Below are 22,068 nucleotides of genomic sequence, written 5' to 3'. Positions count from 1 at the left end.
ACTGGCAATGGCCGGCCGTCGGTCGTGCTTGTCGGCAGAGGCCGTGCAGGTACTTCACTGTCCCCAAGACTCACCGCTCCCCATTCCAGCCTCAGGGAGCAACGGCATGAGCGATCTCACCGAAGTGGAAGTGCTGTGGCTCGAGAAGCGGATTGAAAACCGCATTCGGTTCGGCCGCATCGTCAAGGAACGGAAGCTTGATCGTCAACGGCGTGTCCTGTCTTTCGCGCCAGGCAGCATCTTTGCCTTTGTCCGTTGGACCTCCAACGACTTTGGAACGGTCATTTCACGGATCGACATCCTGCGCGCGGTTGCGCCGGGACAGCGCTGCTCGACCGTTCCTTATGTGACACCCGGCGGCGAGATTCTGCTGCGCCTGTCAGGGTGGCCCAAGGTCGAGCGCGTGCTGCAGATGATCGATGCCGTTGAGGCGCTCGGCATCAATCCCGCCGACGTCGCGCCCGATCATTGGCATCACGTTCATAACCGTCTGTCCGTCAACGAGAACCCGCGTTCGTACACGAAAGCGCGTCACCAGGCCTGGCTTCACCGTCAGAGGGTAATGCGATGACCAGCCGCCTGAAGACGCTGACCGCGACGTTTGTGGTCGCTGCTGCGCTCGTCGCGACGATTGTACTGGAGCCGCTTCCGCTTTACATCTGGAATGCAACGGCGAGCGTGCCAATGGGTCTCTATCGTTTGCGGCCAGCGACTCGCCTCCATGTTACCGAGCTGATCGCCATTCAGCCGCCGGAGCCGCTCGCGACCTTTCTCGACCTGAACGGCTATCTACCGGTCGGCGTCCCCATGCTCAAGCGGGTCCTTGCGTTGCCCGGACAGACGGTCTGCAGAAACGGGCTCGCGATTTCGGTTGACGGCATCGAAATGGGCAAGGCGCGAGATCGCGACGTGCGCGGCCGGCCGCTGCCGAAATGGCAGGGTTGTCGCGTGGTCGGCGACGGCGAGCTCTTCCTTATGAACTGGCAGTCGGACGACTCCCTTGACGGTCGATATTTTGGATTTCTTCCGGCGTCGGCCGTGATCGGCCGTGCCGTCCCGGTGTGGACGTGGGAGGAATGATCGTGCGTGTCCTACGTTTCCGCCCTGCCATTCCTCTGTTCGGCCGAGTGCTGCACCATTCCTCCGTCCCGACCAACGACTACGCGGCCGTCGCGCGCAGCGCCGGTCCAGGGCGGCCGAAGGGCCGGCGCGAAGCGGCTTTACCCTGGACGGGCGCGAGCACGACGACATGCTTGCGCTTGTTCGAGAGCAGCCTGCGCGCGATCGTACCGTTGTTCGCTGCGCTGGCAGCAGGCAATGCTACCGCTGTCGCCGAGGGGCGACCCGCGGACCCTACGGCAAAATATGCAACCAGCGATCCATTTGTGCATTTCGTTGAGCATGCCTCGCGCTGGTTTGGCGTGCCGGTGCGCTGGATACGCGCAGTCATAGACGTTGAAAGCGCCCGAAACGTGCGTGCTAGGTCACCGAAAGGCGCCATGGGATTAATGCAGATCATGCCGGGGACGTGGGCTGAGCTGCGTTTGCGGTATGACCTCGGCAACGATCCCTACGATCCCGGTGACAATATTCTTGCGGGGACCGCGTACCTGCGCGAACTGCTCGACCGGTACGGTTCGCCAGGTTTCCTTGCAGCCTACAACGCGGGACCTGCTCGTTACGAAGAACATCTCGCCGGCCGCCCATTGCCGGCCGAGACCCAGGCCTATTTGCAGAAGCTTGTACCTGTCATCGGTAGCGACATCGCAGCTTCTGGTGCCGTCGCCAATCTGCGGCCACCAGCAGCGGCGCTCTTTGTTGTGCGATCTGAAAGTACGAACACCGCTGACCCGCTGCAGTTTGGGCGCTCGTCAAATCGGGCTCTGACGGCGACCTCCGTTCACGACATTTCGGCTATCGTGCCGCCGGCAACAGGGTTGTTCGTCGCGAGATCTGATGCAGGAGGCTCGCGATGAGCGAATGCACAAGCTGGCATGCAGTGGCGTACGTTGGACATGAATGGGCGGAAAGGCGAGCGCAGTGGGCAGGCACGACGTCAGGACGGCCGCCCGTAATCGGTCTGCACCGGGAGTTGCGGCCACAGCGCAAGTGGTCTGCGCGATGAATGACGCGCACAGTGCGCCGCCTCGGCAACGCGGGAGGCGTGCGATGGAATACTTTTGTGGTCTGGATGTCGGCATGGACGAGACGGCCGTGTGCGTGGTGGATGACAAGGGCGAGGTAGCGCTGGAGGTTGCGGTAGTGACCGATCCGGAGACGATCAGGGCGGCGCTTGCGCCGTATCAGGGCCGGTTGCGGCGGCTCGGCCACGAGGCAGGCTCGCTGTCGCCCTGGCTGCATCCGGAACTGCTCAAGCTCGGCCTGCCGGCGGTCTGCCTGGAGACCCTGCACGTGCGCGCGGCGCTGAAGGCGCAGCGCAACAAGACCGACAAGGCGGACGCGCTCGGCATCGCTCACATCATGCGGACCGGCTGGTTCCGGCGCGCCCACATCAAGAGCGCGGCCTGCTACCGGCTGCGGCTGTTGTTGACCCACCGGCGCAATTTGAAGCGCAAGTTCCTGGACCTCGAGAACGCAATCCGGCACTCGCTGAAGGTGTTCGGCATCCGGCTGAACCGGGTCGGGCGCGGCGGTTTTGCGCAAGCCGTGCGCGAGGCGGTGGCCGGCGATGCGCTGGTCAGCGAACTGATCGATGCCATGTTGAATGCGCGCGCCGCCTTGTGGAAGGAGTACTGCCGGCTGCACGATCTGGTGGTTCGCCTGGTCGCCGGCCATGAGCTGTGCCGCCGCTTCATGCAGATTCCCGGCGTCGGTCCGATCGCGGCCTTGAGCTTCATGACCGCGGTCGATGATCCGTCGCGCTTCAAGCGCTCGCGCGACGTCGCGGCGTATTTTGGTCTGACCTCGCGGCGTTGGCAGTCCGGCTCTTCGATCGACGTCAAGGGGCGGATCAGCAAGGCCGGCGACGGCGACGTGCGGCGGGCGCTCTATGAAGCGGCCAGCGCTTTGCTGACCCGCTACAGGAAAAAGGACAAGGTCAAGACCTGGGGGCTGGCGCTGGCGAAGCGCTCCTCGCACCGCAAGGCCACCGTCGCGGTGGCGCGCAAGCTCGCCGTGATCATGCACGCGATGTGGAGTGGCGGCACCTTCTACTGCGGCGATCCGGACGTCGCGGCGGCCGACGTCAGCGCACGCGCCGCGGCCAAGGATCGCCGGCTGCTCGGAGTCTACGCATGAGAAGCGCAAGGGATTTGCACGTCGGCGGCACGATCCCCGCCGCGAATTGAACACGGAGCTCCGCGCGAGCGGATGAGGAACTGGTGCAGCACACGAACGACGGAACGCACGTTATCTTGCCTGCGACGGTGCATCTTCGGATGCCGACCGATCGCGCCGGATTGCCTGTGATGTGGCTCCGTCATGCCGATGGAAAGATGCGCCGCGACGGCGTCCGCGCTGCCTTGCTGCAGCGAAGCCTGGCCGTCGATGAGCGCGGAAGACTGCACGGCGCATCAGGACTCATGACGATCGCGGCGCATCGTGTCATGGCGTGGCGCGGAGGACCTTGTCGCAAACGGGAAAGGAAGCGAGAATGGTTGAGATCAGAGAGACGACACGCCCGATTAAGACGGCGAGATAAAAGGGGCTCGCCGGTCGAACCGCAAGCCATTGACATGGCTTGGGTTCCGGCGTGCCGGTCGGTCGGGGCGCGTGCCGCGCCTTGGGTTTTGGCGAATGCAATCAAAGGCCTTTTCGGCACCGCTTGCGCTGTTGATTGCTGGGACGCCCGGCCATGACGGCAGGCGACAGCGATCTTCAGGTTCGGCCCGGGCGCATCCGCAGTACCCGCGCGCCGAAGCAAAAGAGCTTCATCAACCAGGTCCTGCGCGCTGCGAAGAAGGCCGGGCACACCTCGGGTCAGGCTGCAGCCGGCAGGCGTTCGGCGGCCTACGGACGCTCGACGTTTGGCCGCGGCCGGCTGTCCTTTGGTCGCGCCAGATTGTTCAGCCCAACGCGGCGCGTTGTGGTGAAGGCGCGCGTGGTTCGCCACAAAGGGCGCGCCTTCCGCTCGGCACCACTGACCGCCCACCTCTCATATCTGAAGCGCGAGGGCGTCACTCGGACTGGCGAGCGGGCAGAGATGTTCGATGCAGGCAGCGATCGTGCTGATGGCGCAGCTTTCGCGGAACGGTGCAGCGACGACCGGCATCATTTCCGGTTCATCGTCTCGCCCGAGGACGCTGGCGAGATGACCGACCTCAAGGCCTTCACCCGCGATCTGGCCAAGCAGATGGAGACCGATCTCGGCACCCCGCTCGATTGGATCGCCGTCGATCACTGGAATACGGACAATCCTCACGTCCATCTTCTCGTTCGGGGCATCGAGGGGGAAGGGGCAGATCTCGTTATCTCTCGCGATTACATCAGCCAGGGCCTGCGCTCCCGCGCCGAGGAACTGGTCGCCATCGAACTGGGTCCAAAACCGGAGCACGAGATCCGCAACTCGCTGGAAAGGGAAGTCACGGCGGAACGATGGACGCGGCTCGATCGGGAGATCCGGCTGGTTGCAGATGAGACCGGCTACATCGATCTTCGCCCCGAGAATCCCGGCAGCTCCGACCCAGAGATACGGCGCCTGATGGTCGGCCGCCTTCAACATCTGGAGAAGATGGGCCTTGCTGCATCCGCCGCGCCTGGGGAGTGGATGGTTGGGCTCGAGGCCGAGCGTAGCTTGCGTGACCTCGGTATGCGCGGCGACATCATCAAGACCATGCACCGCGCCTTTACCGAGCGGGGGGGAGCGCGCGGCGTTTCGGACTATGTCATCGATGGTGGACAGCCGACGTCCCAGATCATCGGACGGCTGGTTGATCGGGGATTGCACGACGAACTGACGGGCGAGGCCTACGCCCTGATCGACGGAACAGACGGGCGCGTGCACCACGTGCGCTTCCGAGGAATCGAGGCCTTCGACCAGGCGCCGCCAGTTGGTGGCATCGTCGAAATTCGGCGCCTCGGTCATGCCGGAGACCCGCGCCCAACCTTGGTGCTCGCGACCCGTTCCGATTTCGATCTTGGTGCGCAGGTCACCGCGAGAGGGGCGACTTGGCTCGATCACAGGCTGGTCGAGCGCGACCCAATGCCGCTCGCCATGGGCGGATTCGGCCGCGAGACCCGCGATGCCTTGGAAGCCCGTACCGAGCATCTGATCCGAGAGGGCCTGGCGCGGCGGCAAGGTCAGCACATCATCCTGCAGCGCGACCTCCTGAACACGTTGCGGCGGCGCGAACTGGACGAGGTGGCGGCAAAGGTCTCGGCCGACACCGGCCTGCCTCACGTGAACGCCGCCTCCGGGGAGCATGTGGCGGGCACCTATCGCCAGCGGTTGACGCTCACCTCGGGACGCTTCGCCATGATCGATAGTGGGCTCGGCTTCCAGCTCGTGCCCTGGTCGCGCGAGCTCGAAAATAGGCTCGGTCAACACGTCTCCGGCATCGTGAAGGACGGCGGTGGCATCGAGTGGGGCTTTGGTCGAAAGCGCGACCTGGGTCTCTAGCTAACTTGCCAATTCAGTTGCGGAAGGGTGTTAGGGATGTCGGGAACCAAAATTCTCTGGGGACAGGTGATCGTCGTCGGCCTGATCGTCTTGCTTGCCATCTGGGGAGCAACCGAGTGGACGGCTTGGCGCCTCGCCTATCAACCGGAGCTCGGGCGACCCTGGTTCGAACTGTTGGGCTTCAAAGTCTATTATCCGCCCGTCTTCTTCTGGTGGTGGTTCGTGTATGACGCCTACGCACCGCAGGTCTTTGTCGAGGGTGCCTTCATCGCAGCGTCGGGGACCTTCGTTTCGATCGCGGTCGCGATCGGCATGTCGGTCTGGCGGGCGCGTGAGGCCAAGAATGTCGAGACCTATGGCTCGGCGCGCTGGGCCGGTGCGGAAGAGGTTCGAGCGGCCGGACTTCTTGGTCCGGATGGCGTGGTGCTCGGCAAGCTCGACCGCGACTACCTCCGCCATGATGGACCGGAACACGTATTGTGTTTTGCACCCACTCGATCCGGCAAGGGTGTCGGTCTCGTCGTTCCTTCGTTGTTGGCTTGGCCCGGCTCCGCGATCGTGCACGACATCAAGGGTGAGAACTGGCAACTGACCGCCGGCTTCCGATCGCGGCACGGCCGCGTCCTGTTGTTCGATCCGACCAACCCAAAGTCTTCAGCCTACAACCCGCTCCTCGAAGTCCGGCGCGGGGAGTGGGAGGTTCGCGACGTTCAGAACGTCGCCGACGTCCTGGTCGACCCTGAAGGTTCGCTCGACAAGCGGAACCATTGGGAGAAGACCAGTCATTCGCTCCTGGTCGGAGCCATCCTCCACGTCCTCTATGCCGAGTCGGACAAGACCTTGGCCGGGGTCGCCGCCTTCCTGTCTGACCCGAAGCGGCCTATCGAGGCGACGCTGAAGGCGATGATGACCACCCCACACCTGGGCGAGCCTGGCGCTCATCCCGTGGTCGCCTCGACCGCGCGCGAACTGCTCAACAAATCGGAGAACGAACGTTCGGGCGTCCTGTCCACGGCGATGTCTTTCCTGGGGCTGTACCGCGATCCCGTCGTGGCCAAGGTGACCTGCCGATGCGACTGGCGGATCGCGGATCTGATCGCAGATAGCCGCCCAACGACGCTCTACCTGGTGGTGCCTCCCTCCGATATTTCGCGGACCAAGCCCCTCATCCGTCTGGTGCTGAACCAGATCGGCCGGCGCCTGACCGAGGACTTGCACGCCCGCGATCGTCGACATCGAGTCCTGATGATGCTTGACGAGTTCCCAGCACTGGGGCGTCTCGATTTCTTCGAATCCGCGCTCGCCTTCATGGCGGGGTACGGCATCAAAAGTTTCCTGATCGCGCAGTCGCTCAATCAGATCGAGAAGGCCTATGGGCCCAACAATGCCATCCTCGACAATTGTCACGTCCGAGTCAGCTTCGCGACCAATGACGAGCGGACCGCCAAGCGGGTGTCCGACGCCTTGGGTACGGCGACGGAGATGCGCGCGATGAAAAACTATGCCGGGCACAGGTTGAATCCCTGGCTGGGGCACCTCATGGTCTCTCGGCAGGAGACGGCGAGACCGCTGCTGACCCCTGGCGAAGTCATGCAGCTTCCGCCGGTGGACGAAATCGTGATGGTGGCAGGCACGCCGCCGATCCGGGCGAAGAAGGTGCGCTACTATGAGGATCGGCGGTTTAGCGAGCGGGTCTTGCCGCCGCCCGATCCGGCGACATCCGGTCGGTCATCGCGAACGGACGGATGGTCAACGGTCGGGACGCCGAGGCCGGTGCCACTTGCAACCGACAGAGCGCAAGGAGAGGAAGACACGGCGAACAGCGGCCTTCGTCGCGAGCCCGAACTCCCCGATCACGTTGCGATCGCAAAGGAGACGACCGAGCCGACGCCCGCAGAGGAATTTGCCGTCGTTCTCGACGACCACGAGGATGCGGTCCGCCAGTCCCGATTTATGCGTCAGCAGATGCGAGGCGTCGCGCGACAGGTCGCCATGGACCCGAATGACGGCATGGAGCTCTGAGGCAATATGCGCGACAGGATGAACGTCTATTTCCCGCCAGAGCTTCTGAAACAGATCTCGGATTTGGCCGATCGCAAGAAGATTTCTCGGTCCGCGATCGTGGAAGCGGCTGTCGCTTCGTTTCTGTCGCCGGACGGAGCGGACAGGCGGGAAGCAGCATTCACGCGGCGCCTCGATCGGCTGTCGCGTCAGATGCAGCGCTTGGAGCGTGACGTTGGTCTAACGGCTGAGACCTTGGCCCTCTTCATTCGCTTCTGGCTGACAATCACGCCGCCGTTGCCCAACGACGCGCAGGCGGTGGCGCAGATAAAGGGTAGGGAGCGTTTCGAAGGATTTGTCGAGGCGCTCGGACGCCGCTTGCAAAAAGGGCAAAGCTTTCTGCGCGAGATTCCAGAAGATATCCGTCAGGAACCGGCCGGCGAAACCTGACTGAGCGTCCTTGATGCGCCGACCGCGTCGGCTCTTCTTTTTCTACGCCAGCCTACGACCGCAGCAACTTAGCCGAACTGGCAAAAAGCTGGACGCGCTATCGGCTCGAACGAGCCGATAGCGAAAAGGACCAGCATGCAAATCTCAATAGGATGGTGTCGAATTGCGCGCGTTTTCCTCCCCTTTGCTGCTGGATACTATCTTTCGTATCTGTTTCGAACGATCAACGCTTTGATCGGGAGTCATCTCAGCTCGGATGCCGGGCTTGGGACCGCCGACCTCGGGTTGCTTACGTCAGTCTATTTCCTTGTTTTCGCAGCGGCTCAGATCCCCGTCGGCATATTGTTGGACCGCTTTGGTCCGCGCCGAGTCCAGAGTGTTCTGCTCTTGGTCGCCGCCGCCGGCGCCGAACTGTTCGCGATATCGACCGGCTTCCTGTCACTTTTGATCGCGCGGGCAATGATCGGGCTTGGCGTGGCGGCGGCGCTGACAGCAGGACTGAAGTCCATCATCATCTGGAGTTCCAGGGAGCGAGTTGCCTTGCTGAACGGCTACATGGTCATGCTGGGCTCGCTGGGAGCGGTGACCGCTACCGTTCCCGTCGAACACCTTCTCGCCTGGATCGGCTGGCGGCAGCTCTTTGAGATCCTGGCGGCCGCTACTGGTGCGGTAGCCATTCTCATCTATGTCGTGGTGCCCGAGCGAGGCATTGTCCCATCAACAGCGCCCGCCACCCTCAGCTCCGTTTTCGGCGATCAGCGCTTCTGGCGAATGGCCCCGTTGTCGGCGACTTGCGTTGGATCGGCTTGGTCCCTGCAGGGGTTGTGGGCATCGCCGTGGCTAGTGGACGTGGAAGGCCTTGATCGCGCGAGTCTGGTCGGGCAGCTGTTCACGATGTCGATCGTACTTAGCGGCGGCGCTTGGTTGTTCGGCACGATGGTCCATTACCTCAAACGAAGAGGAATCGGGGCGGAGACGATATTAGCAATCGTTGCGGTGCTGTTTATCGCAGCCGAGTCAGCCTTGGTTCTACGAGCGCCTCTGCCGTCCGTCTTGCCTTGGTCCGTTGTCGCAATTGTCGGAACGGCAACCGTGGTTAGCTTCGCGGTGATAGCGGATTACTTTCCGCCGGAGCTTGCCGGTCGTGCCAACGGCGCGTTGAACGTCTTGCACTTTGGTTGGGCGTTTCTGGCACAATACGCGACAGGTCTTATCCTGGAGCAATGGTCTGCGAATGATGGCCATAGGCCCGTCCAAGCCTATCAAGTCGCGTTCAGTCTCAACGTAGCACTGCAGATCGCGACGTTGATCTGGTTCGCGCGGCCCTGGCGCCGATCCATCGCTTCGTGGAGGAGTTCAATCCTCTTGTTCAGGCCGGCTGATGTTTCCTACGCTCTTGAGTCAGTTGGGTTGTATGAGGATTCGGTCATCCTCCTGCCCGCGGATGACGATGCGGAGTGGTGAACAGCCACTCCCAGCGAACCGATACGCAGTTCTCAGTCTTCCTTTTTCTACGCCAGCCTACGATCATCAAAGGCGCTTGTTGCGCCAAGTGCATTGGTGCCTTTTCTAATGATCCCCATCTGAGGACCCGCTTTGGACGTCCAAATCCGATGGGGGCGAACGGTGGCAATCCATTCCTTTCAATCAGAGGCAAATTCGCGTGGCGCGCGAATGCTGCGCAGCGCGCTTGGTGCCGCGATTGCCGGCTACCTCGAAGATGAAGCGATCGTCGAGGTGATGCTCAACCCGGATGGGAGGCTGTGGATCGACCGGTTGTCGAATGGTCTGATCGACACAGGCGAAACTCTGTCCGCGGCGGACGGCGAGCGCATCGTTCGCTTGGTGGCGCACCACGTAGGCGCCGAGGTGCACGCCGGCGCGCCACGTGTCTCGGCCGAGCTGCCCGGGACCGGCGAGCGCTTCGAGGGACTGTTGCCGCCGGTCGTTGCAGCTCCCGCTTTCGCTATTCGCAAGCCCGCAGTCGCCGTGTTCACGCTCGACGATTACGTTGCCAAGGGGATCATGACCTCGGAACAGGCCGAGATCCTGAAGAACGCAGTCGCCGCACGCAAGAACATCCTCGTCGCCGGTGGGACATCGACCGGCAAGACAACATTGACGAATGCGCTCTTGGCCGAGGTGGCCAAGACCTCTGATCGGGTCGTGCTGATCGAGGATACACGTGAACTCCAGTGCAAGGCGCCCAATCTTGTAGCTTTGCGGACCAAAGACGGTGTGGCCACGCTGTCGGATCTTGTCCGCTCCTCGCTGCGACTGCGCCCTGATCGCATTCCGGTTGGCGAGGTCCGCGGCGCGGAGGCGCTCGATCTGCTCAAGGCCTGGGGCACCGGTCACCCCGGCGGCATCGGGACGATTCATGGGGGCACCGCGCTCGGCGCGCTGCGGCGGCTCGAGCAACTCATCCAGGAAGCCGTCATCACGGTTCCACGTGCGCTGATTGCCGAGACCATCAACCTCATCGCCGTTCTTGCGGGCCGCGGCGCCGACCGCCGCCTCGCCGAGCTCGCAGCGGTCTCAGGGCTCGGGGCCGCTGGCGATTACAGCCTTTCATCAGCAGGAGACTGACATGCGTCAGCAATTTCGCCTTCTTCGAGATGCCGCTCTACTCGCCGCATCCGGCACGGTTCTTTTGGTCTCGGCGCCGGCATGGGCGGCTGGCTCGAACATGCCATGGGAACAGCCACTCAATCAAATCTTGCAGTCGGTGGAAGGGCCGGTCGCCAAGATCATCGCCGTTATCATCATCGTTGTCACGGGGTTGACGCTTGCGTTCGGGGATTCGTCCGGTGGGTTCCGGAGGCTGATCCAGATCGTGTTCGGTCTGTCGATCGCGTTTGCGGCGTCGAGCTTCTTTCTGTCGTTCTTTTCGTTCGGCGGCGGCGTGGTGATCTGATGAATGAGCAGGTCACAGGCTTTGTCGTTCCCGTTCATCGAGCGCTCACTGAGCCAATCTTGATGGGCGGCGCGCCGCGGTCAGTCGCGATCGTTAACGGCACGCTTGCAGCAGCCCTTGGACTTGGACTGCGGCTGTGGATCGCGGGTCTCGTGCTCTGGTTCATCGGTCACATGGCCGCCGTCTGGGCCGCCAAACGCGACCCTATCTTCGTCGACGTGGTGCGCCGACATCTGCGCATTCCCGGCCATCTCAACACCTAAGCTCACGGTCATGATGAATCTTGCCGAATATCGTCATTCCAACGCGCGTCTCGCCGACTTCCTGCCTTGGGCGGCCCTGGTCGACGAGGGTATCATCCTGAACAAGGACGGTTCGTTTCAACGGACGGCCAAATTCCGCGGCCCCGACCTCGACAGCGCGGTGCCGGCTGAACTTGTCGGCGTCGCCGGCCGTTTGAACAACGCCTTGCGTAGGCTGGGATCAGGTTGGGCCGTATTCGTTGAGGCGCAGCGTCATTTTGCGGGTGCTTACCCGCCGAACATCTTTCCGGATGTCGCGTCAGCGCTGGTTGACGCCGAGCGCAAAGCTCAGTTCGAAGAGGCGGGCGCCCACTATGAGTCCAGCTTTTTCCTGACCTTCCTCTATCTGCCGCCGGAGGAGGGGGCCGCGAGGGCAGAGCGACTGCTCTATGAGGGGCGCGATCGCACCGTTGGGGCCGACGCGCGCGAGGTGCTCCGCGGGTTTATCGATCAAACCAATCGCGTGCTGCAGCTCGTCGAAGGGTTCATGCCCGAATGTGCCTGGCTCGATGATCAGGACACGCTGACCTACCTGCACTCGACGATCTCGACCAAGCGTCATCGCGTCCGAGTGCCGGAAATTCCCATGTACATCGATGCGCTGTTGGCCGACCAGCCGCTGACCGGCGGGCTTGAGCCGATGTTGGGGTCATCCAACGTCCGGGTTCTGACGATTGTCGGCTTTCCTGGCGCTACGACGCCGGGAATTCTGGACGACCTGAATCGCCTGGCATTCTCGTACCGCTGGTCGACCCGGGCGATCATGCTCGACAAAACCGATGCCACCAAGCTTCTGACCAAGATCCGCCGGCAGTGGTTCGCCAAGCGAAAGTCGATCGGGGCCATTCTCAAGGAGGTGATGACCAACGAGGCGTCGACGCTGCTCGATACCGATGCCCACAACAAGGCGTTGGACGCCGACGCGGCGCTGCAGGAACTGGGGTCGGACCAGATCGGACAAGCCTTTGTCACGGCGACCGTCACTGTGTGGGACGGCGATCCCGGCGCAGCCGACGAAAAGCTCCGCCTGGTCGAGAAGGTCATTCAGGGCCGCGATTTCACGTGCATGATCGAGACGGTGAACGCCGTTGAAGCCTGGCTCGGCAGTCTGCCCGGACACGTCTACGCCAACGTGCGACAGCCGCCGGTGTCGACTCTCAACCTCGCCCATATGATTCCGATGTCGGCCGTATGGGCTGGCGAGGCGAGGGACCTGCACTTCAAGGGTCCACCCCTCCTGTTCGGGAAGACCGAGGGATCGACGCCGTTCCGATTCTCGCTCCACGTCGGCGACGTCGGCCATACCCTCGTGGTGGGACCGACGGGAGCTGGCAAGTCCGTGTTGCTGGCGCTGATGGCGCTGCAGTTCCGTCGCTACCCGAATGCTCAGGTCTTTGCGTTCGACTTTGGCGGTTCGATCCGAGCGGCCTCACTCGCCATGGGCGGTGACTGGCATGATCTCGGTGGCGCAATGTCTGACGGAGGCGACCAACCCGTTGCGTTGCAGCCGCTGGCCTGGATCGACGATCCTTCCGAGCGCGGATGGGCCACGGAATGGATCGGCACGATCCTGGCACGGGAGAAGATCGAGATCACCCCGGAGGTCAAGGATCACCTGTGGTCGGCGCTGACGTCGCTCGCCTCGGCGCCAATGCAGGAACGGACCCTGACGGGCCTGTCTGTCCTGCTGCAATCGAACTCCCTGAAACGTGCCTTGCAACCCTACTGCCTGGGCGGTCCGTCCGGACGCCTGCTTGATGCTGAATTCGAGCGTCTCGGCGAGGCATCGGTCCAGGCGTTTGAGACCGAAGGCTTGATCGGGACGAGTGCTGCGCCGGCTGTGTTGGCGTACCTCTTCCATCGTATTGGTGATCGTCTCGATGGCCGGCCGACACTCCTGATTGTCGACGAGGGCTGGCTTGCCCTCGATGACGAGGATTTTGCAGGGCAACTCCGGGAATGGCTGAAGACGCTTCGGAAGAAGAACGCGTCCGTCATCTTCGCCACCCAGTCGCTTTCGGACATCGACGGGTCCGCGATCGCGCCGGCGATCATCGAAAGCTGCCCAACGCGCCTGTTGTTGCCGAACGAGCGGGCGATCGAGCCGCAGATCACTGCGATCTATCGTCGCTTCGGCCTCAACGACCGCCAGATCGAGCTTCTGAGCCGGGCAACGCCAAAGCGCGACTATTACTGCCAATCCCGCCGGGGCAACCGGATGTTCGAACTTGGCCTAGGTGAGGTTGCGCTCGCATTCACTGCAGCCTCTTCCAAGACTGACCAGGCTGCCATCGCACACCTCCTCGCCGAACATGGACCTGACGGCTTCGTGCCGGCCTGGCTCCAGCAGCGTGGCGTCGCCTGGGCCATCGACCTAGTCCCCAATCTCGTCAATCTGGAGAAATCGCGATGAGGCGTCTTGGCCTATTGGCGGCCGCTGGCACCATCGCACTGCTGCTTGGCGTCACGGTGCCAGCTAGGGCGCAGTGGATCGTCTTTGATCCCAACAACTATGTCCAGAATGTCCTGACAGCCGCGCGAGAGCTTCAGCAGATCAGCAACCAGATCACCTCGTTGCAAAACGAGGCGCAGATGCTGATCAATCAGGCCAAGAATCTGGCAAACCTGCCGTACTCGTCGCTGCAGCAACTGCAATCATCGATCCAACGAACGCAGCAACTGCTGGCCCAGGCACAGCGCATCGCCTACGACGTCCAGCAGATCGATCGCGCATTCTCGACTAGCTATGCGCCGGTCACCGGGAGCCAGTCCAGCCAGGCGTTGATCATCAACGCTCAATCGCGGTGGCAGAATTCTGTCGCTGCTTTGCAGGATTCACTCCGTGTCCAGGCCGGAATCGTCGGCAACCTCGAAACGAACCGCATCCAAACGTCGGCGCTCGTAACGTCGAGCCAGGGTGCCAGTGGCGCCTTGCAGGCAACTCAGGCCGGCAATCAGATCCTCGCGCTTCAAGCGCAACAGCTCGCCGACCTCACGGCTGCCGTGGCGGCGCAGGGTAGGGCACAGAGCCTCGAAGCGGCGCAGCGCGCCTCGGCCCAGGACCAGGGGCGAGAACAGCTCAGGCGGTTCCTGACCCCCGGACAGGGCTATCAGTCCCAAGACGTGCGGATGTTCCACTGATGACCGATGTAAGAGCGTTCAAGGCGTTATCGCTGCTTACGACAATCGGCGTATTCGCCGTCGTTGCCTGCACGATTCAGCTTCGTGGTGGAGAGGAATCGCCGCCGCCGCCCAAGGCAGAGCAGACGACAGGTGCAACGAGCTCAGACCTCGCACGCTGCCGCAGCGTCACTTCGGAGGACACGGCGGGCTATCAACGTTGCAAGCGGATTTGGGACGAAAACCGGCGCCGCTTCTTTGGCAAGAAAGACGGTCCAGCCGTTCTTGGCCACGATGATTCCGCCGCAGGCTTGGTACCCGCCCCAAAGGATCAGAGTCGGATGCCGCAGGGATATCCGCCCCTGGGGACGCCTGAGGCGAGCAAGCCATGACCGGCACCGGAATCATCGACCAGTTTCTGGAAACGTTCACGCGCTATATCGACAACGGCTTCGGACTGCTGGGTAGCGATGTCGGATATCTCGCAACGACCCTTGCGGCGATCGACATCACACTCGCCGCGTTGTTCTGGAGTTGGGGGCCGGACGAGGACATCATCGCGCGCCTCGTCAAGAAGACGCTCTTCGTCGGCGTCTTTGCTTACCTCATCGGCAACTGGAATAGCCTGGCGCGCATCGTCTTCGAAAGCTTTGCCGGTCTTGGGCTGAAGGCTTCCGGCGCAAGCCTCTCCGCATCGGATTTCCTGCGACCGGGAAAGATCGCTCAAGTCGGGCTCGACGCCGGTCGGCCGCTGCTCGATTCGATTTCCAACCTGATGGGCTACATCAGTTTCTTCGAGAATTTCGTCCAGATCATCGTCCTCCTGTTCGCCTGGGTCGTGGTGCTGCTCGCCTTCTTCATTCTGGCGATCCAGCTCTTCGTGACCCTGATCGAGTTCAAGCTCACGACGCTGGCTGGCTTCGTGCTCATCCCCTTTGGCTTGTTTGGCAAGACGGCCTTCGCGGCAGAGCGCGTCCTGGGCAACGTTATATCCTCCGGCATCAAAGTCTTGGTTCTGGCCGTCATTGTCGGCATCGGCTCGACCTTGTTCTCGCAATTTACCGCAGGCTTCGGCGGCGCACAGCCGACCATTGAAGATGCGATGACCTTGGTGCTTGCGGCGCTCTCCTTGCTGGGCCTCGGCATCTTCGGTCCCGGAATCGCAAACGGCCTGGTGTCCGGCGGGCCGCAGCTCGGCGCCGGCGCCGCGATTGGAACAGGCCTTGCCGCTGGCGGGGTTGTTGCTGCCGGCGCAGGTCTTGTCGCGGGTGGTGCTGGTCTCGCTGGCGGAGCGTTGGGGGGCGCCGCGCGTGGGAGCGGCGCCGTCTTGAGCGGCGCATCCGCCGCCTATCGAAGCGGCGGCCTGGCCGGCGTCGCGGAGGCCGGTGGTTCGGCTGCCATGAGCCCATTGCGCCGCGCCGGGGCTGCCCTCAGCGGCGGTGGGCAAGCGGGCGAGCATGCAAGCACTTCGGAAGGGCAGCCCGATTGGGCGCGGCGCATGAAGCGTGGCGAGATTGTTCGACATGGAGCGTCGGCAGCCGGCCACGCGGTCCGCTCAGGCGATCATGGCGGCAGCGGCTCGTCCGTCGATTTGTCCGAAGGAGAGCGCTGACACGCCGCCAATGCGCGTTCGTCGCACGCCGTGGGGCGGCGCCTCCAATCCAGGTGCCGCCCGACTTTACACCGATCACTTGATCTCAGGGGCAATGATAGATGTTCAAACGACCTTCCGATCATTACGGGCGCATGCCCGAGCCCATCACGCCTTACCAAAAGGCAGCGCAGGTTTGGGACGAACGCATTGGATCTGCCCGCGTGCAGGCCAAGAACTGGCGCTTGATGGCGTTCGGTTGCTTAATGCTATCGGCCGGTCTCGCAGGTAGCCTTGTCTGGCAATCGAGCCAAGGCTCGATCACGCCGTGGGTGGTTGAAGTCGATCATCTCGGCCAAGCCCAAAGGGTTGCGCCGGCCAACATCGACTATCAACCCACTGACGCGCAGATCGCCTACCATCTGGCACGCTTTATCGAGGATGTCAGGGGTCTACCGGCTGACGGCATCGTTCTGCGTCAAAACTGGCTCCGGGCCTATGATTTCACGACGGATCGCGGTGCGGGCGCGCTCAACGACTACGCGCGCAACAACGACCCCTTTGCCAAGTTGGGTAAGGCCCAAATCTCCGTCGACGTCTCGAGCGTCATTCGCGCGTCCTCGGAAAGCTTTCGCGTCGCGTGGACCCAGCGCGTCTACGACAACGGCTCACTGAGCTCGACTGAGCGCTGGACTGCAATTCTCTCGATCGTGATCGAGACACCCCGCGATGCCGAACGCCTGCGCAAAAATCCCCTTGGCGTCTACGTCCGTGCCATCAACTGGTCAAAGGAGTTGAGTCAGTGACCAAGTCGCCGTCTGACTTTCGTTCGAAACATTCTCTCCAGCAAAGCAGGCTCAATTCGGCTTGGCCCGGGTTCGTGAGCTCGAGACGAGCAATTCTATCTGCGCTTCTGCTTTGTTCGTCGGCCCTTGGTGGGTGCGCGACCTACATACCACCCGAGATCAGCTATGACGCGGAAGTTCCTCCGTTGCCGGCGCCGCCGGTGGCCCTCGACGACAAACCACGACCGCTTCACGTTCCGCCGCTCTGGAAGCCGGCTTTCGGTGGCAAGTCGGGAGGAAAGGAAGACGCTGAACCCGTGAGTCGAGTGGAGACAGCGAATAGCACCGCCCGGGTCGAACCGCGCAAACGGGGGTATTTCAATGCGGCGCAAATCTATGCATACAGTCCCGGGGCGCTCTATCAGATTTACGCCGCACCGGGTCAAATCACGGATATTGCGCTCGAGGAGGGAGAGCAGTTGACGGGATCAGGGCCGATCGCGGCCGGAGATACCGTACGCTGGGTCGTGGGCGATACCGAGAGTGGAAGCGGTGACACGCGACGCGTTCATATCCTGGTTAAGCCGACCCGCGCGTCGATCGAAACCAATCTTGTCGTCAATACCGATCGGCGCACCTACCTGATCGAGCTCCGCTCCCGCGAGCGGCCATACATGCCATCTGTTGCCTGGTACTATCCTGAAACAGTGCGCGAACGATCGCGTTCGGTCGCTCTGAAACCTGTTCTTCCGGGTCCGGCGCAGCGTATCTCCCGCTACGCCATCGAAGGAGATAGTCCGCCCTGGCGGCCGCTCGCCGTGTATGACGATGGCCGCAAGGTCTACGTCGAATTCCCGCAGGGCATTGTGCAGGGTGAGATGCCTCCGCTCTTTGTGATTGGCCCGGACGGCAAGACCGAACTCGTCAACTACCGCGCCTACGGCAACGTGCTGATCGTGGATCGGCTCTTCGCGGCCGCCGAACTCCGGCTGGGCGGTGAGCACCAGCTGAAGGTCAGGATTGTCAGGACCGACGGGAGGCCGTCGTCATGACAACTCGGAATGGAAACGATCACGACAAACCAGTTCCGCCGGAGACACAAGGGGAGCAGTCCGAGAGCTTCCGCTTGAGAGCAGAGCATCCGCGCGTGACGCGGTTGTCGCGGAAGGTCCTGGCCGGCGGGAGCGCGGTTGCATTGCTTGTCATCGGCGGAGCTGTGCTTTGGTCGCTGCAGAGCAATCGTCCCCGCAATCAAGCGGCCGATGAGCTTTATAGTACCGACCATCACAATGTTGCCGACGGCATTACGACGCTGCCGAAGGACTATGCCGGCGTTCCGCGCCAGCCAATTCCGCAGCTTGGTCCGTCGCTCCCCGGCGACCTCGGTCGACCGATCCTTGCCGCTCAAGGGCAGTCGCCGGCGATCGGCGCTGATCCGGACCAGCAGCGCCGCGAGCAGGAGACCGAAGCAGCCCGTATCAGCCATCTGTTCGCTTCCACAAATGGACGAGAAGTGCGTCCGTCCGCCGCTGCGGCGGTTGGAAGCGAGCACGTCGTGTCGACGAGCGCAACGAGCACCGGCGACGATGAATCTGGGCAGAACGGCCAAGACCGGAAGCTTGTTTTCCTTAATGCTTCTGTGGATCGTCGCACGGTAAGCCCTGACCGTGTTACCAAGCCCGCTTCACCCTACATCGTGCAGGCTGGAACGGTGATTCCAGGAGCGCTGATCACTGGGGTCCGATCGGACCTGCCAGGCCAAATTACCGCGCAGGTAACCGAGAATGTTTTTGACACGCCGACCGGCCGCTTTCTGCTCGTGCCTCAAGGAGCGCGTCTGATCGGCCTATACGACAGTCAGGTCACCTTCGGCCAGTCCCGCGTGCTGCTGGTTTGGACCCGTCTGATCATGCCGAACGGCCGCTCAATCGTTTTGGAGCGGCAGTCAGGCGCGGACTCAGCGGGCTATGCGGGTCTTCAAGACGAGGTCGACAATCACTGGAGCGAATTGTTTAAGGCTGCCGCTCTATCAACGTTCTTGGCGATTGGCACTGAAGTCGGAGCGGGCTCTGACATCAACAGCAATGACAGTGCAATCATCCAGGCACTGCGGCGCGGGGCAGGTGACTCGCTCAATCAGACCGGCCAGCAGGTTGTTCGTCGCAGCCTCAATATTCAGCCGACGCTGACCGTTCGCCCGGGATTTCCGATGCGCGTTATCGTCAATCGTGATCTCGTTCTCGAACCATACAGAGGGTGACATGACCAAGCTCAAGATTGGGGCACTTCCAGACGAGAGACCGGTCAAGATCAGTATTGAATTGCCAGCTTCCGTGCATCGAGATCTTATCGCTTACGCGAACGCCGTTACAAGCGAATCCGGTCAACCCATCAGCGATCCGGGTAAGCTTATCGCGCCAATGTTGGCGCGGTTCATGGCCACAGATCGCGGGTTTGCGAAGCTTCGGCGGGCGGTTCATTCGTCTGAGGCCAGCAAAGGGTAGCGTTCAGCCAAGAGTTTAAGAAAACTATCCAAGGCGGGATTGTCGTTATCGGCTCGCCAATGTGCCGAAAAGTCAACGCGTGTCGGCCCCGTCCCATCGCGCAATTCGCGATAGACCAAACCGGCGAAGCTCGCGCCAATATCTGACTCCAGGACCAGGCTGATCCCAAGCTTCATGCTGATCAGACTCTTGATGATACCTCGGCTGACGTCGTGGCGCTCGATTCTGGGGCGACCTTCAGGAGAAACAAGCTTTGACACCAAGAGATCCTCGAGCTCGCGTCCGGGATCGTGCTGGCTCAATAGAACGGTCTCGTTCCGCAGATCCGTCCAATAGATCACGTTGCGCGCGGCTAAAGGATGGCTGTCCGCCAGAGAGACCAGGATGCGTTCACTCCAGAGGGAGCGAACGGTATTGTCGGGCAGCGGGACCTCCCCAATAACAATCAAAATATCGACCGTACCGTTTCGTAGTGCAGTTGCTAGGCGTGCTCGCGATCGCTCGATGGTTGCGAGTTCTATTCGAGGAAATCGATTCTTGTACTCAGTCAGTGTCGCTCGCAGATTGCCCGCGGAGATAGACGTGCAAAAGCCGATCGAAAGTCGCCCGGCTTCCCCTCGTCCATTCGATTTTGCGGTTGCGACAAGAACATCGACTTGCTCCAGAATCAATCTGGCCATCCAGAGAACGCGTCGCCCTGCGGGTGTTTGCTTTACGCCTCCGCCCGAGCGCTCGAATACGGCAACGCCGATCAGATGCTCAAGCTGACGAATAGATCTGCTTAGGGTCGAATGTCGAATTGACAGCAACTCGGCAGCTTGCCGAATACTCCCACAGTCTGCGGCTGCTATCGCAAACCGGAGCTGTTGCAGGTCAACAGCTTGCCCTCGGGACATCCATGGCTGGTCCATTTTCTTGTTTCCCCCAATTTCTGAAGCGAGCGGATGCATTGCGTCGTGCTGCAAGCAGCAATGTCGCTTGAGAGCTAACAGAACAGTTCGTCTCGCGACTATGTCAGGCGACAGCGAGAACGACTGGCTCCCAAAGGACGGGCCCGGTGAAACCGCCGGCGCTACGGATCCCAGCGAGTATCTCAGTGGATATCTCGAGAAAGCCCGCAACGGCCAATGTATTTCCAAGCTCGCACGGGTTGGCCAGACGCCGTAAGGGCCAGCCGGCGCGACGCAGGATTCGTTCCATTCGAGCGTCGGTTACTGTGACGATATCTGTGAGCCGTCGCGAGAGGCCGAACTCGATCATGCCAGCGAACAATTCATATGTTGCGCAAGCTATAGCGTGTTTCCCTTTAGGAGCGTCTGCCGCTAAGTCCAGTGCGAATCGACTGCTTTCCCATATTGAGCAATTTGCTGGTGCACTTTGGCCAGCGAGAAGTACGGGAAAAGTGTCACTCAACATGGTAGGCCCGACGGATGGAAGCAATCTAACGCAGCCGTGTAGCCGGCCATCGGTTGCTAGCTGTACCAGGTAGGCGGGATGGAGCGCGTCGAAACTATCAACTTCCATATCTCCACTGGTGAAGACTTCCCAGTCTAGCCGTTCTTTAAAAACTCGATACCGGAGTTGATGCATCGCGACGAGAGTTTCTGCAAATTCGCCATAGCACCGATCTGTGATGAGCTGAATCATAATTGCCTCCAAACAGCATTGTCATGCCTATGGAAGCTTGCTTCGCGATTTAAGGCATCACCCGTACTTGCGGGGGGCGTCCTGCCTTAATTGTGCTCTTCTCGTTTTGCAGCCGCAAAGCGCGAAGCTGCTTGCACGATCGTGCGCACGCCGAGCTTCTCTTTCGCATTGTCCAGATAGGAGGCGACAGTGTGCCGCGAGATGCCCAGGATGCGTCCGATTTCCCAAGCACTTTTGCCCCGCGCAGCCCATTCTAGACATTCGAATTCGCGAGCCGACAAGCTCACTCCGTCGATTTTGGTTCCGTGTGTGAGCTTACGGCGAACATGCGCATGAAAATACATGGCCATCAGCTGCAGCAGTCGAGTGTTTGATGTGACGTAGTGTTCAAACGCAACGTCTCGCCGCTCGCGAGCAAAGGTCAGAGCGGCAATAGGGCCGTGACCATCGTGAATCGGAACTGTGAAACCGTGTCCAATTCCGAACTGAGAAGCTTCATCAAATAGCTTCTGCTGAGCTTTTGAAAGATGTATCCATGATAATGAAGTCCCCCATTGGAATGGCTCCGGATTCTGAAGAGACTTCATAATCACGGGATCGAATCGCTGATAGTGATTGCGAACGTAATGTGCGACCCAATTGGGGGGATAGGTCGAGATCAACAGTGGCTTCTTGTGCTGCTGAGATGGTAACGCGAGATACGCGAAGCAAGACAGATCGAGCGCGGCTGCCATAGTGATCATCGCTTCCGAAAACTGGGCGACGTCTTCGGCGCGCGATAAGCGATCGATAAAGGTCTGAAAGACGCGATGCATAGGATAAGATGTGCCGAACGACAGCAGCTGGGATTCTTTTGGTATCTGTGAAGAGACCCTGAGGCGTTCGCCGCAATCGCGGGGGTTAAGCTACGAAAATCGCTGCGCGCCTGTGTCCAAATGCGATCGCCAGATGCAGGCGCAAAAGCGACACTCCGGCTCTAGCGGTTGGCCAGCTAGACGTATATTAGTTGGGCGGGTGGAGCAGCATATGAACTATGAAGACAACTGTAGATCCACCTATCTGCGTCTTCGCGGCACAATGCACTGCACTTGCGCAACATCAGTAAACGTCGAGATAGGCTTGGCCAGACAAGCCGTTCGCGGCGCAGTTCCGCGGTCGCCGGACTACGGTCGC

Annotated in this window: 22 protein-coding genes; 19 read left to right on the top strand and 3 right to left on the bottom strand. The window is 61.5% G+C overall.

The genetic code is table 11. The annotated features are described in order from the left end of the window. The first annotated feature begins 106 nt into the window (after positions 1-106). The 19 genes from HAP41_RS43430 (at position 107) to HAP41_RS43340 (ending at position 19,248) form a co-directional block, all read left to right on the top strand. Positions 107-571, top strand: coding sequence for a DUF2840 domain-containing protein (locus HAP41_RS43430; RefSeq protein WP_166075452.1), 465 nt, complete (start codon positions 107-109; stop codon positions 569-571). Further along, on the top strand, positions 568-1,080 hold the full coding sequence (locus tag HAP41_RS43425; RefSeq protein ID WP_166075464.1) for a S26 family signal peptidase: 513 nt from the start codon (positions 568-570) through the stop codon (positions 1,078-1,080). The genes HAP41_RS43430 and HAP41_RS43425 overlap by 4 nt, the downstream gene beginning before the upstream one ends. Further along, positions 1,077-1,976, top strand: coding sequence for a lytic transglycosylase domain-containing protein (locus tag HAP41_RS43420; RefSeq protein WP_166075465.1), 900 nt, complete (start codon positions 1,077-1,079; stop codon positions 1,974-1,976). Before HAP41_RS43425 ends, HAP41_RS43420 begins: the two co-directional genes overlap by 4 nt. Positions 1,977-2,169: 193 nt before the next feature. Beyond that, on the top strand, positions 2,170-3,258 hold the full coding sequence (locus HAP41_RS43415; protein ID WP_166075466.1) for an IS110 family RNA-guided transposase: 1,089 nt from the start codon (positions 2,170-2,172) through the stop codon (positions 3,256-3,258). 556 nt (positions 3,259-3,814) lie between these two features. Beyond that, positions 3,815-5,578, top strand: a complete 1,764-nt coding sequence (locus HAP41_RS43410) for a relaxase/mobilization nuclease domain-containing protein (protein ID WP_166075467.1) — start codon at positions 3,815-3,817, stop codon at positions 5,576-5,578. A 36-nt stretch (positions 5,579-5,614) separates the two neighbouring features. After that, positions 5,615-7,600 (top strand): conjugal transfer protein TraG, encoded by a 1,986-nt coding sequence (locus tag HAP41_RS43405; protein ID WP_166075468.1) that lies wholly within the window; start codon positions 5,615-5,617, stop codon positions 7,598-7,600. A 6-nt stretch (positions 7,601-7,606) separates the two neighbouring features. Beyond that, complete coding sequence (locus tag HAP41_RS43400) at positions 7,607-8,029, top strand: CopG family transcriptional regulator (RefSeq protein WP_166075469.1); 423 nt, start codon at positions 7,607-7,609, stop codon at positions 8,027-8,029. Between the two features lie 135 nt (positions 8,030-8,164). Continuing rightward, on the top strand, positions 8,165-9,493 hold the full coding sequence (locus HAP41_RS43395) for an MFS transporter (RefSeq protein ID WP_166075470.1): 1,329 nt from the start codon (positions 8,165-8,167) through the stop codon (positions 9,491-9,493). A 210-nt stretch (positions 9,494-9,703) separates the two neighbouring features. Continuing rightward, positions 9,704-10,618: a P-type conjugative transfer ATPase TrbB gene (gene trbB / locus HAP41_RS43390; protein ID WP_175617985.1), complete on the top strand. Its 915-nt coding sequence runs from the start codon at positions 9,704-9,706 to the stop codon at positions 10,616-10,618. Position 10,619: 1 nt separating this feature from the next. After that, positions 10,620-10,946 (top strand): TrbC/VirB2 family type IV secretion system protein, encoded by a 327-nt coding sequence (locus tag HAP41_RS43385; RefSeq protein WP_166075472.1) that lies wholly within the window; start codon positions 10,620-10,622, stop codon positions 10,944-10,946. Then, complete coding sequence (locus HAP41_RS43380; RefSeq protein ID WP_166075473.1) at positions 10,946-11,209, top strand: VirB3 family type IV secretion system protein; 264 nt, start codon at positions 10,946-10,948, stop codon at positions 11,207-11,209. The genes HAP41_RS43385 and HAP41_RS43380 overlap by 1 nt, the downstream gene beginning before the upstream one ends. A gap of 10 nt (positions 11,210-11,219) precedes the next feature. Further along, positions 11,220-13,661 (top strand): conjugal transfer protein TrbE, encoded by a 2,442-nt coding sequence (gene trbE / locus HAP41_RS43375; protein WP_166075474.1) that lies wholly within the window; start codon positions 11,220-11,222, stop codon positions 13,659-13,661. Continuing rightward, positions 13,658-14,389 (top strand): P-type conjugative transfer protein TrbJ, encoded by a 732-nt coding sequence (trbJ, locus tag HAP41_RS43370; RefSeq protein WP_166075475.1) that lies wholly within the window; start codon positions 13,658-13,660, stop codon positions 14,387-14,389. Before trbE ends, trbJ begins: the two co-directional genes overlap by 4 nt. Next, complete coding sequence (gene trbK-alt / locus HAP41_RS43365; protein ID WP_166075476.1) at positions 14,389-14,760, top strand: putative entry exclusion protein TrbK-alt; 372 nt, start codon at positions 14,389-14,391, stop codon at positions 14,758-14,760. Before trbJ ends, trbK-alt begins: the two co-directional genes overlap by 1 nt. Further along, positions 14,757-15,980, top strand: coding sequence for a P-type conjugative transfer protein TrbL (gene trbL / locus HAP41_RS43360; protein WP_166075477.1), 1,224 nt, complete (start codon positions 14,757-14,759; stop codon positions 15,978-15,980). The genes trbK-alt and trbL overlap by 4 nt, the downstream gene beginning before the upstream one ends. 101 nt (positions 15,981-16,081) lie before the next feature. Next, the gene (gene trbF / locus HAP41_RS43355; protein ID WP_166075478.1) at positions 16,082-16,765 is read left to right on the top strand and encodes a conjugal transfer protein TrbF; all 684 of its coding nucleotides are present in this window, start codon (positions 16,082-16,084) and stop codon (positions 16,763-16,765) included. Further along, positions 16,762-17,796 (top strand): P-type conjugative transfer protein TrbG, encoded by a 1,035-nt coding sequence (trbG, locus tag HAP41_RS43350; protein ID WP_166075479.1) that lies wholly within the window; start codon positions 16,762-16,764, stop codon positions 17,794-17,796. Before trbF ends, trbG begins: the two co-directional genes overlap by 4 nt. After that, the gene (locus HAP41_RS43345) at positions 17,793-19,004 is read left to right on the top strand and encodes a TraB/TrbI/VirB10 family type IV secretion system protein (protein WP_166075480.1); all 1,212 of its coding nucleotides are present in this window, start codon (positions 17,793-17,795) and stop codon (positions 19,002-19,004) included. The genes trbG and HAP41_RS43345 overlap by 4 nt, the downstream gene beginning before the upstream one ends. A gap of 1 nt (position 19,005) precedes the next feature. Beyond that, positions 19,006-19,248, top strand: coding sequence for a DUF2274 domain-containing protein (locus tag HAP41_RS43340; RefSeq protein ID WP_166075481.1), 243 nt, complete (start codon positions 19,006-19,008; stop codon positions 19,246-19,248). On the opposite strand, the gene HAP41_RS43335 is transcribed toward HAP41_RS43340, so the two are convergent. The 3 genes from HAP41_RS43335 to HAP41_RS43325 all read right to left on the bottom strand — a co-directional run bounded on the left by HAP41_RS43335 (position 19,221) and on the right by HAP41_RS43325 (position 21,710). Continuing rightward, positions 19,221-20,159, bottom strand: a complete 939-nt coding sequence (locus HAP41_RS43335) for a LysR family transcriptional regulator (RefSeq protein ID WP_166105416.1) — start codon at positions 20,157-20,159, stop codon at positions 19,221-19,223. The genes HAP41_RS43340 and HAP41_RS43335 overlap by 28 nt on opposite strands. A 103-nt stretch (positions 20,160-20,262) precedes the next feature. Then, complete coding sequence (locus tag HAP41_RS43330; protein WP_166075482.1) at positions 20,263-20,895, bottom strand: acyl-homoserine-lactone synthase; 633 nt, start codon at positions 20,893-20,895, stop codon at positions 20,263-20,265. 86 nt (positions 20,896-20,981) lie between these two features. Then, entirely contained in the window at positions 20,982-21,710 is a 729-nt protein-coding gene (locus HAP41_RS43325) for a LuxR family transcriptional regulator (RefSeq protein ID WP_166075483.1), read from the bottom strand. Positions 21,711-22,068 lie beyond the last annotated feature (358 nt).

The organism is Bradyrhizobium barranii subsp. apii (assembly GCF_011516635.5).
Taxonomy (GTDB): domain Bacteria; phylum Pseudomonadota; class Alphaproteobacteria; order Rhizobiales; family Xanthobacteraceae; genus Bradyrhizobium; species Bradyrhizobium barranii.
The sequence above is the reverse complement of the archived record's forward strand: the minus strand, read 5'-3'. Positions and strand labels throughout refer to the sequence as shown.

Bases quoted from the DNA above. Each gene is read 5' to 3' on its own strand.
- HAP41_RS43395 (WP_166075470.1), top strand. From the start codon at position 8,165: ATGCAAATCTCAATAGGATGGTGTCGAATTGCGCGCGTTTTCCTCCCC.
- HAP41_RS43330 (WP_166075482.1), bottom strand. From the start codon at position 20,895: ATGATTCAGCTCATCACAGATCGGTGCTATGGCGAATTTGCAGAAACT.
- HAP41_RS43430 (WP_166075452.1), top strand. From the start codon at position 107: ATGAGCGATCTCACCGAAGTGGAAGTGCTGTGGCTCGAGAAGCGGATT.
- HAP41_RS43335 (WP_166105416.1), bottom strand. From the start codon at position 20,159: ATGGACCAGCCATGGATGTCCCGAGGGCAAGCTGTTGACCTGCAACAG.
- HAP41_RS43380 (WP_166075473.1), top strand. From the start codon at position 10,946: ATGAATGAGCAGGTCACAGGCTTTGTCGTTCCCGTTCATCGAGCGCTC.
- trbK-alt (WP_166075476.1), top strand. From the start codon at position 14,389: ATGACCGATGTAAGAGCGTTCAAGGCGTTATCGCTGCTTACGACAATC.
- trbB (WP_175617985.1), top strand. From the start codon at position 9,704: ATGCTGCGCAGCGCGCTTGGTGCCGCGATTGCCGGCTACCTCGAAGAT.
- HAP41_RS43410 (WP_166075467.1), top strand. From the start codon at position 3,815: ATGACGGCAGGCGACAGCGATCTTCAGGTTCGGCCCGGGCGCATCCGC.
- HAP41_RS43385 (WP_166075472.1), top strand. From the start codon at position 10,620: ATGCGTCAGCAATTTCGCCTTCTTCGAGATGCCGCTCTACTCGCCGCA.
- HAP41_RS43325 (WP_166075483.1), bottom strand. From the start codon at position 21,710: ATGCATCGCGTCTTTCAGACCTTTATCGATCGCTTATCGCGCGCCGAA.
- HAP41_RS43415 (WP_166075466.1), top strand. From the start codon at position 2,170: ATGGAATACTTTTGTGGTCTGGATGTCGGCATGGACGAGACGGCCGTG.
- trbE (WP_166075474.1), top strand. From the start codon at position 11,220: ATGATGAATCTTGCCGAATATCGTCATTCCAACGCGCGTCTCGCCGAC.
- HAP41_RS43405 (WP_166075468.1), top strand. From the start codon at position 5,615: ATGTCGGGAACCAAAATTCTCTGGGGACAGGTGATCGTCGTCGGCCTG.
- trbJ (WP_166075475.1), top strand. From the start codon at position 13,658: ATGAGGCGTCTTGGCCTATTGGCGGCCGCTGGCACCATCGCACTGCTG.
- trbF (WP_166075478.1), top strand. From the start codon at position 16,082: ATGTTCAAACGACCTTCCGATCATTACGGGCGCATGCCCGAGCCCATC.
- HAP41_RS43340 (WP_166075481.1), top strand. From the start codon at position 19,006: ATGACCAAGCTCAAGATTGGGGCACTTCCAGACGAGAGACCGGTCAAG.
- trbL (WP_166075477.1), top strand. From the start codon at position 14,757: ATGACCGGCACCGGAATCATCGACCAGTTTCTGGAAACGTTCACGCGC.
- HAP41_RS43420 (WP_166075465.1), top strand. From the start codon at position 1,077: ATGATCGTGCGTGTCCTACGTTTCCGCCCTGCCATTCCTCTGTTCGGC.
- HAP41_RS43425 (WP_166075464.1), top strand. From the start codon at position 568: ATGACCAGCCGCCTGAAGACGCTGACCGCGACGTTTGTGGTCGCTGCT.
- HAP41_RS43345 (WP_166075480.1), top strand. From the start codon at position 17,793: ATGACAACTCGGAATGGAAACGATCACGACAAACCAGTTCCGCCGGAG.
- HAP41_RS43400 (WP_166075469.1), top strand. From the start codon at position 7,607: ATGCGCGACAGGATGAACGTCTATTTCCCGCCAGAGCTTCTGAAACAG.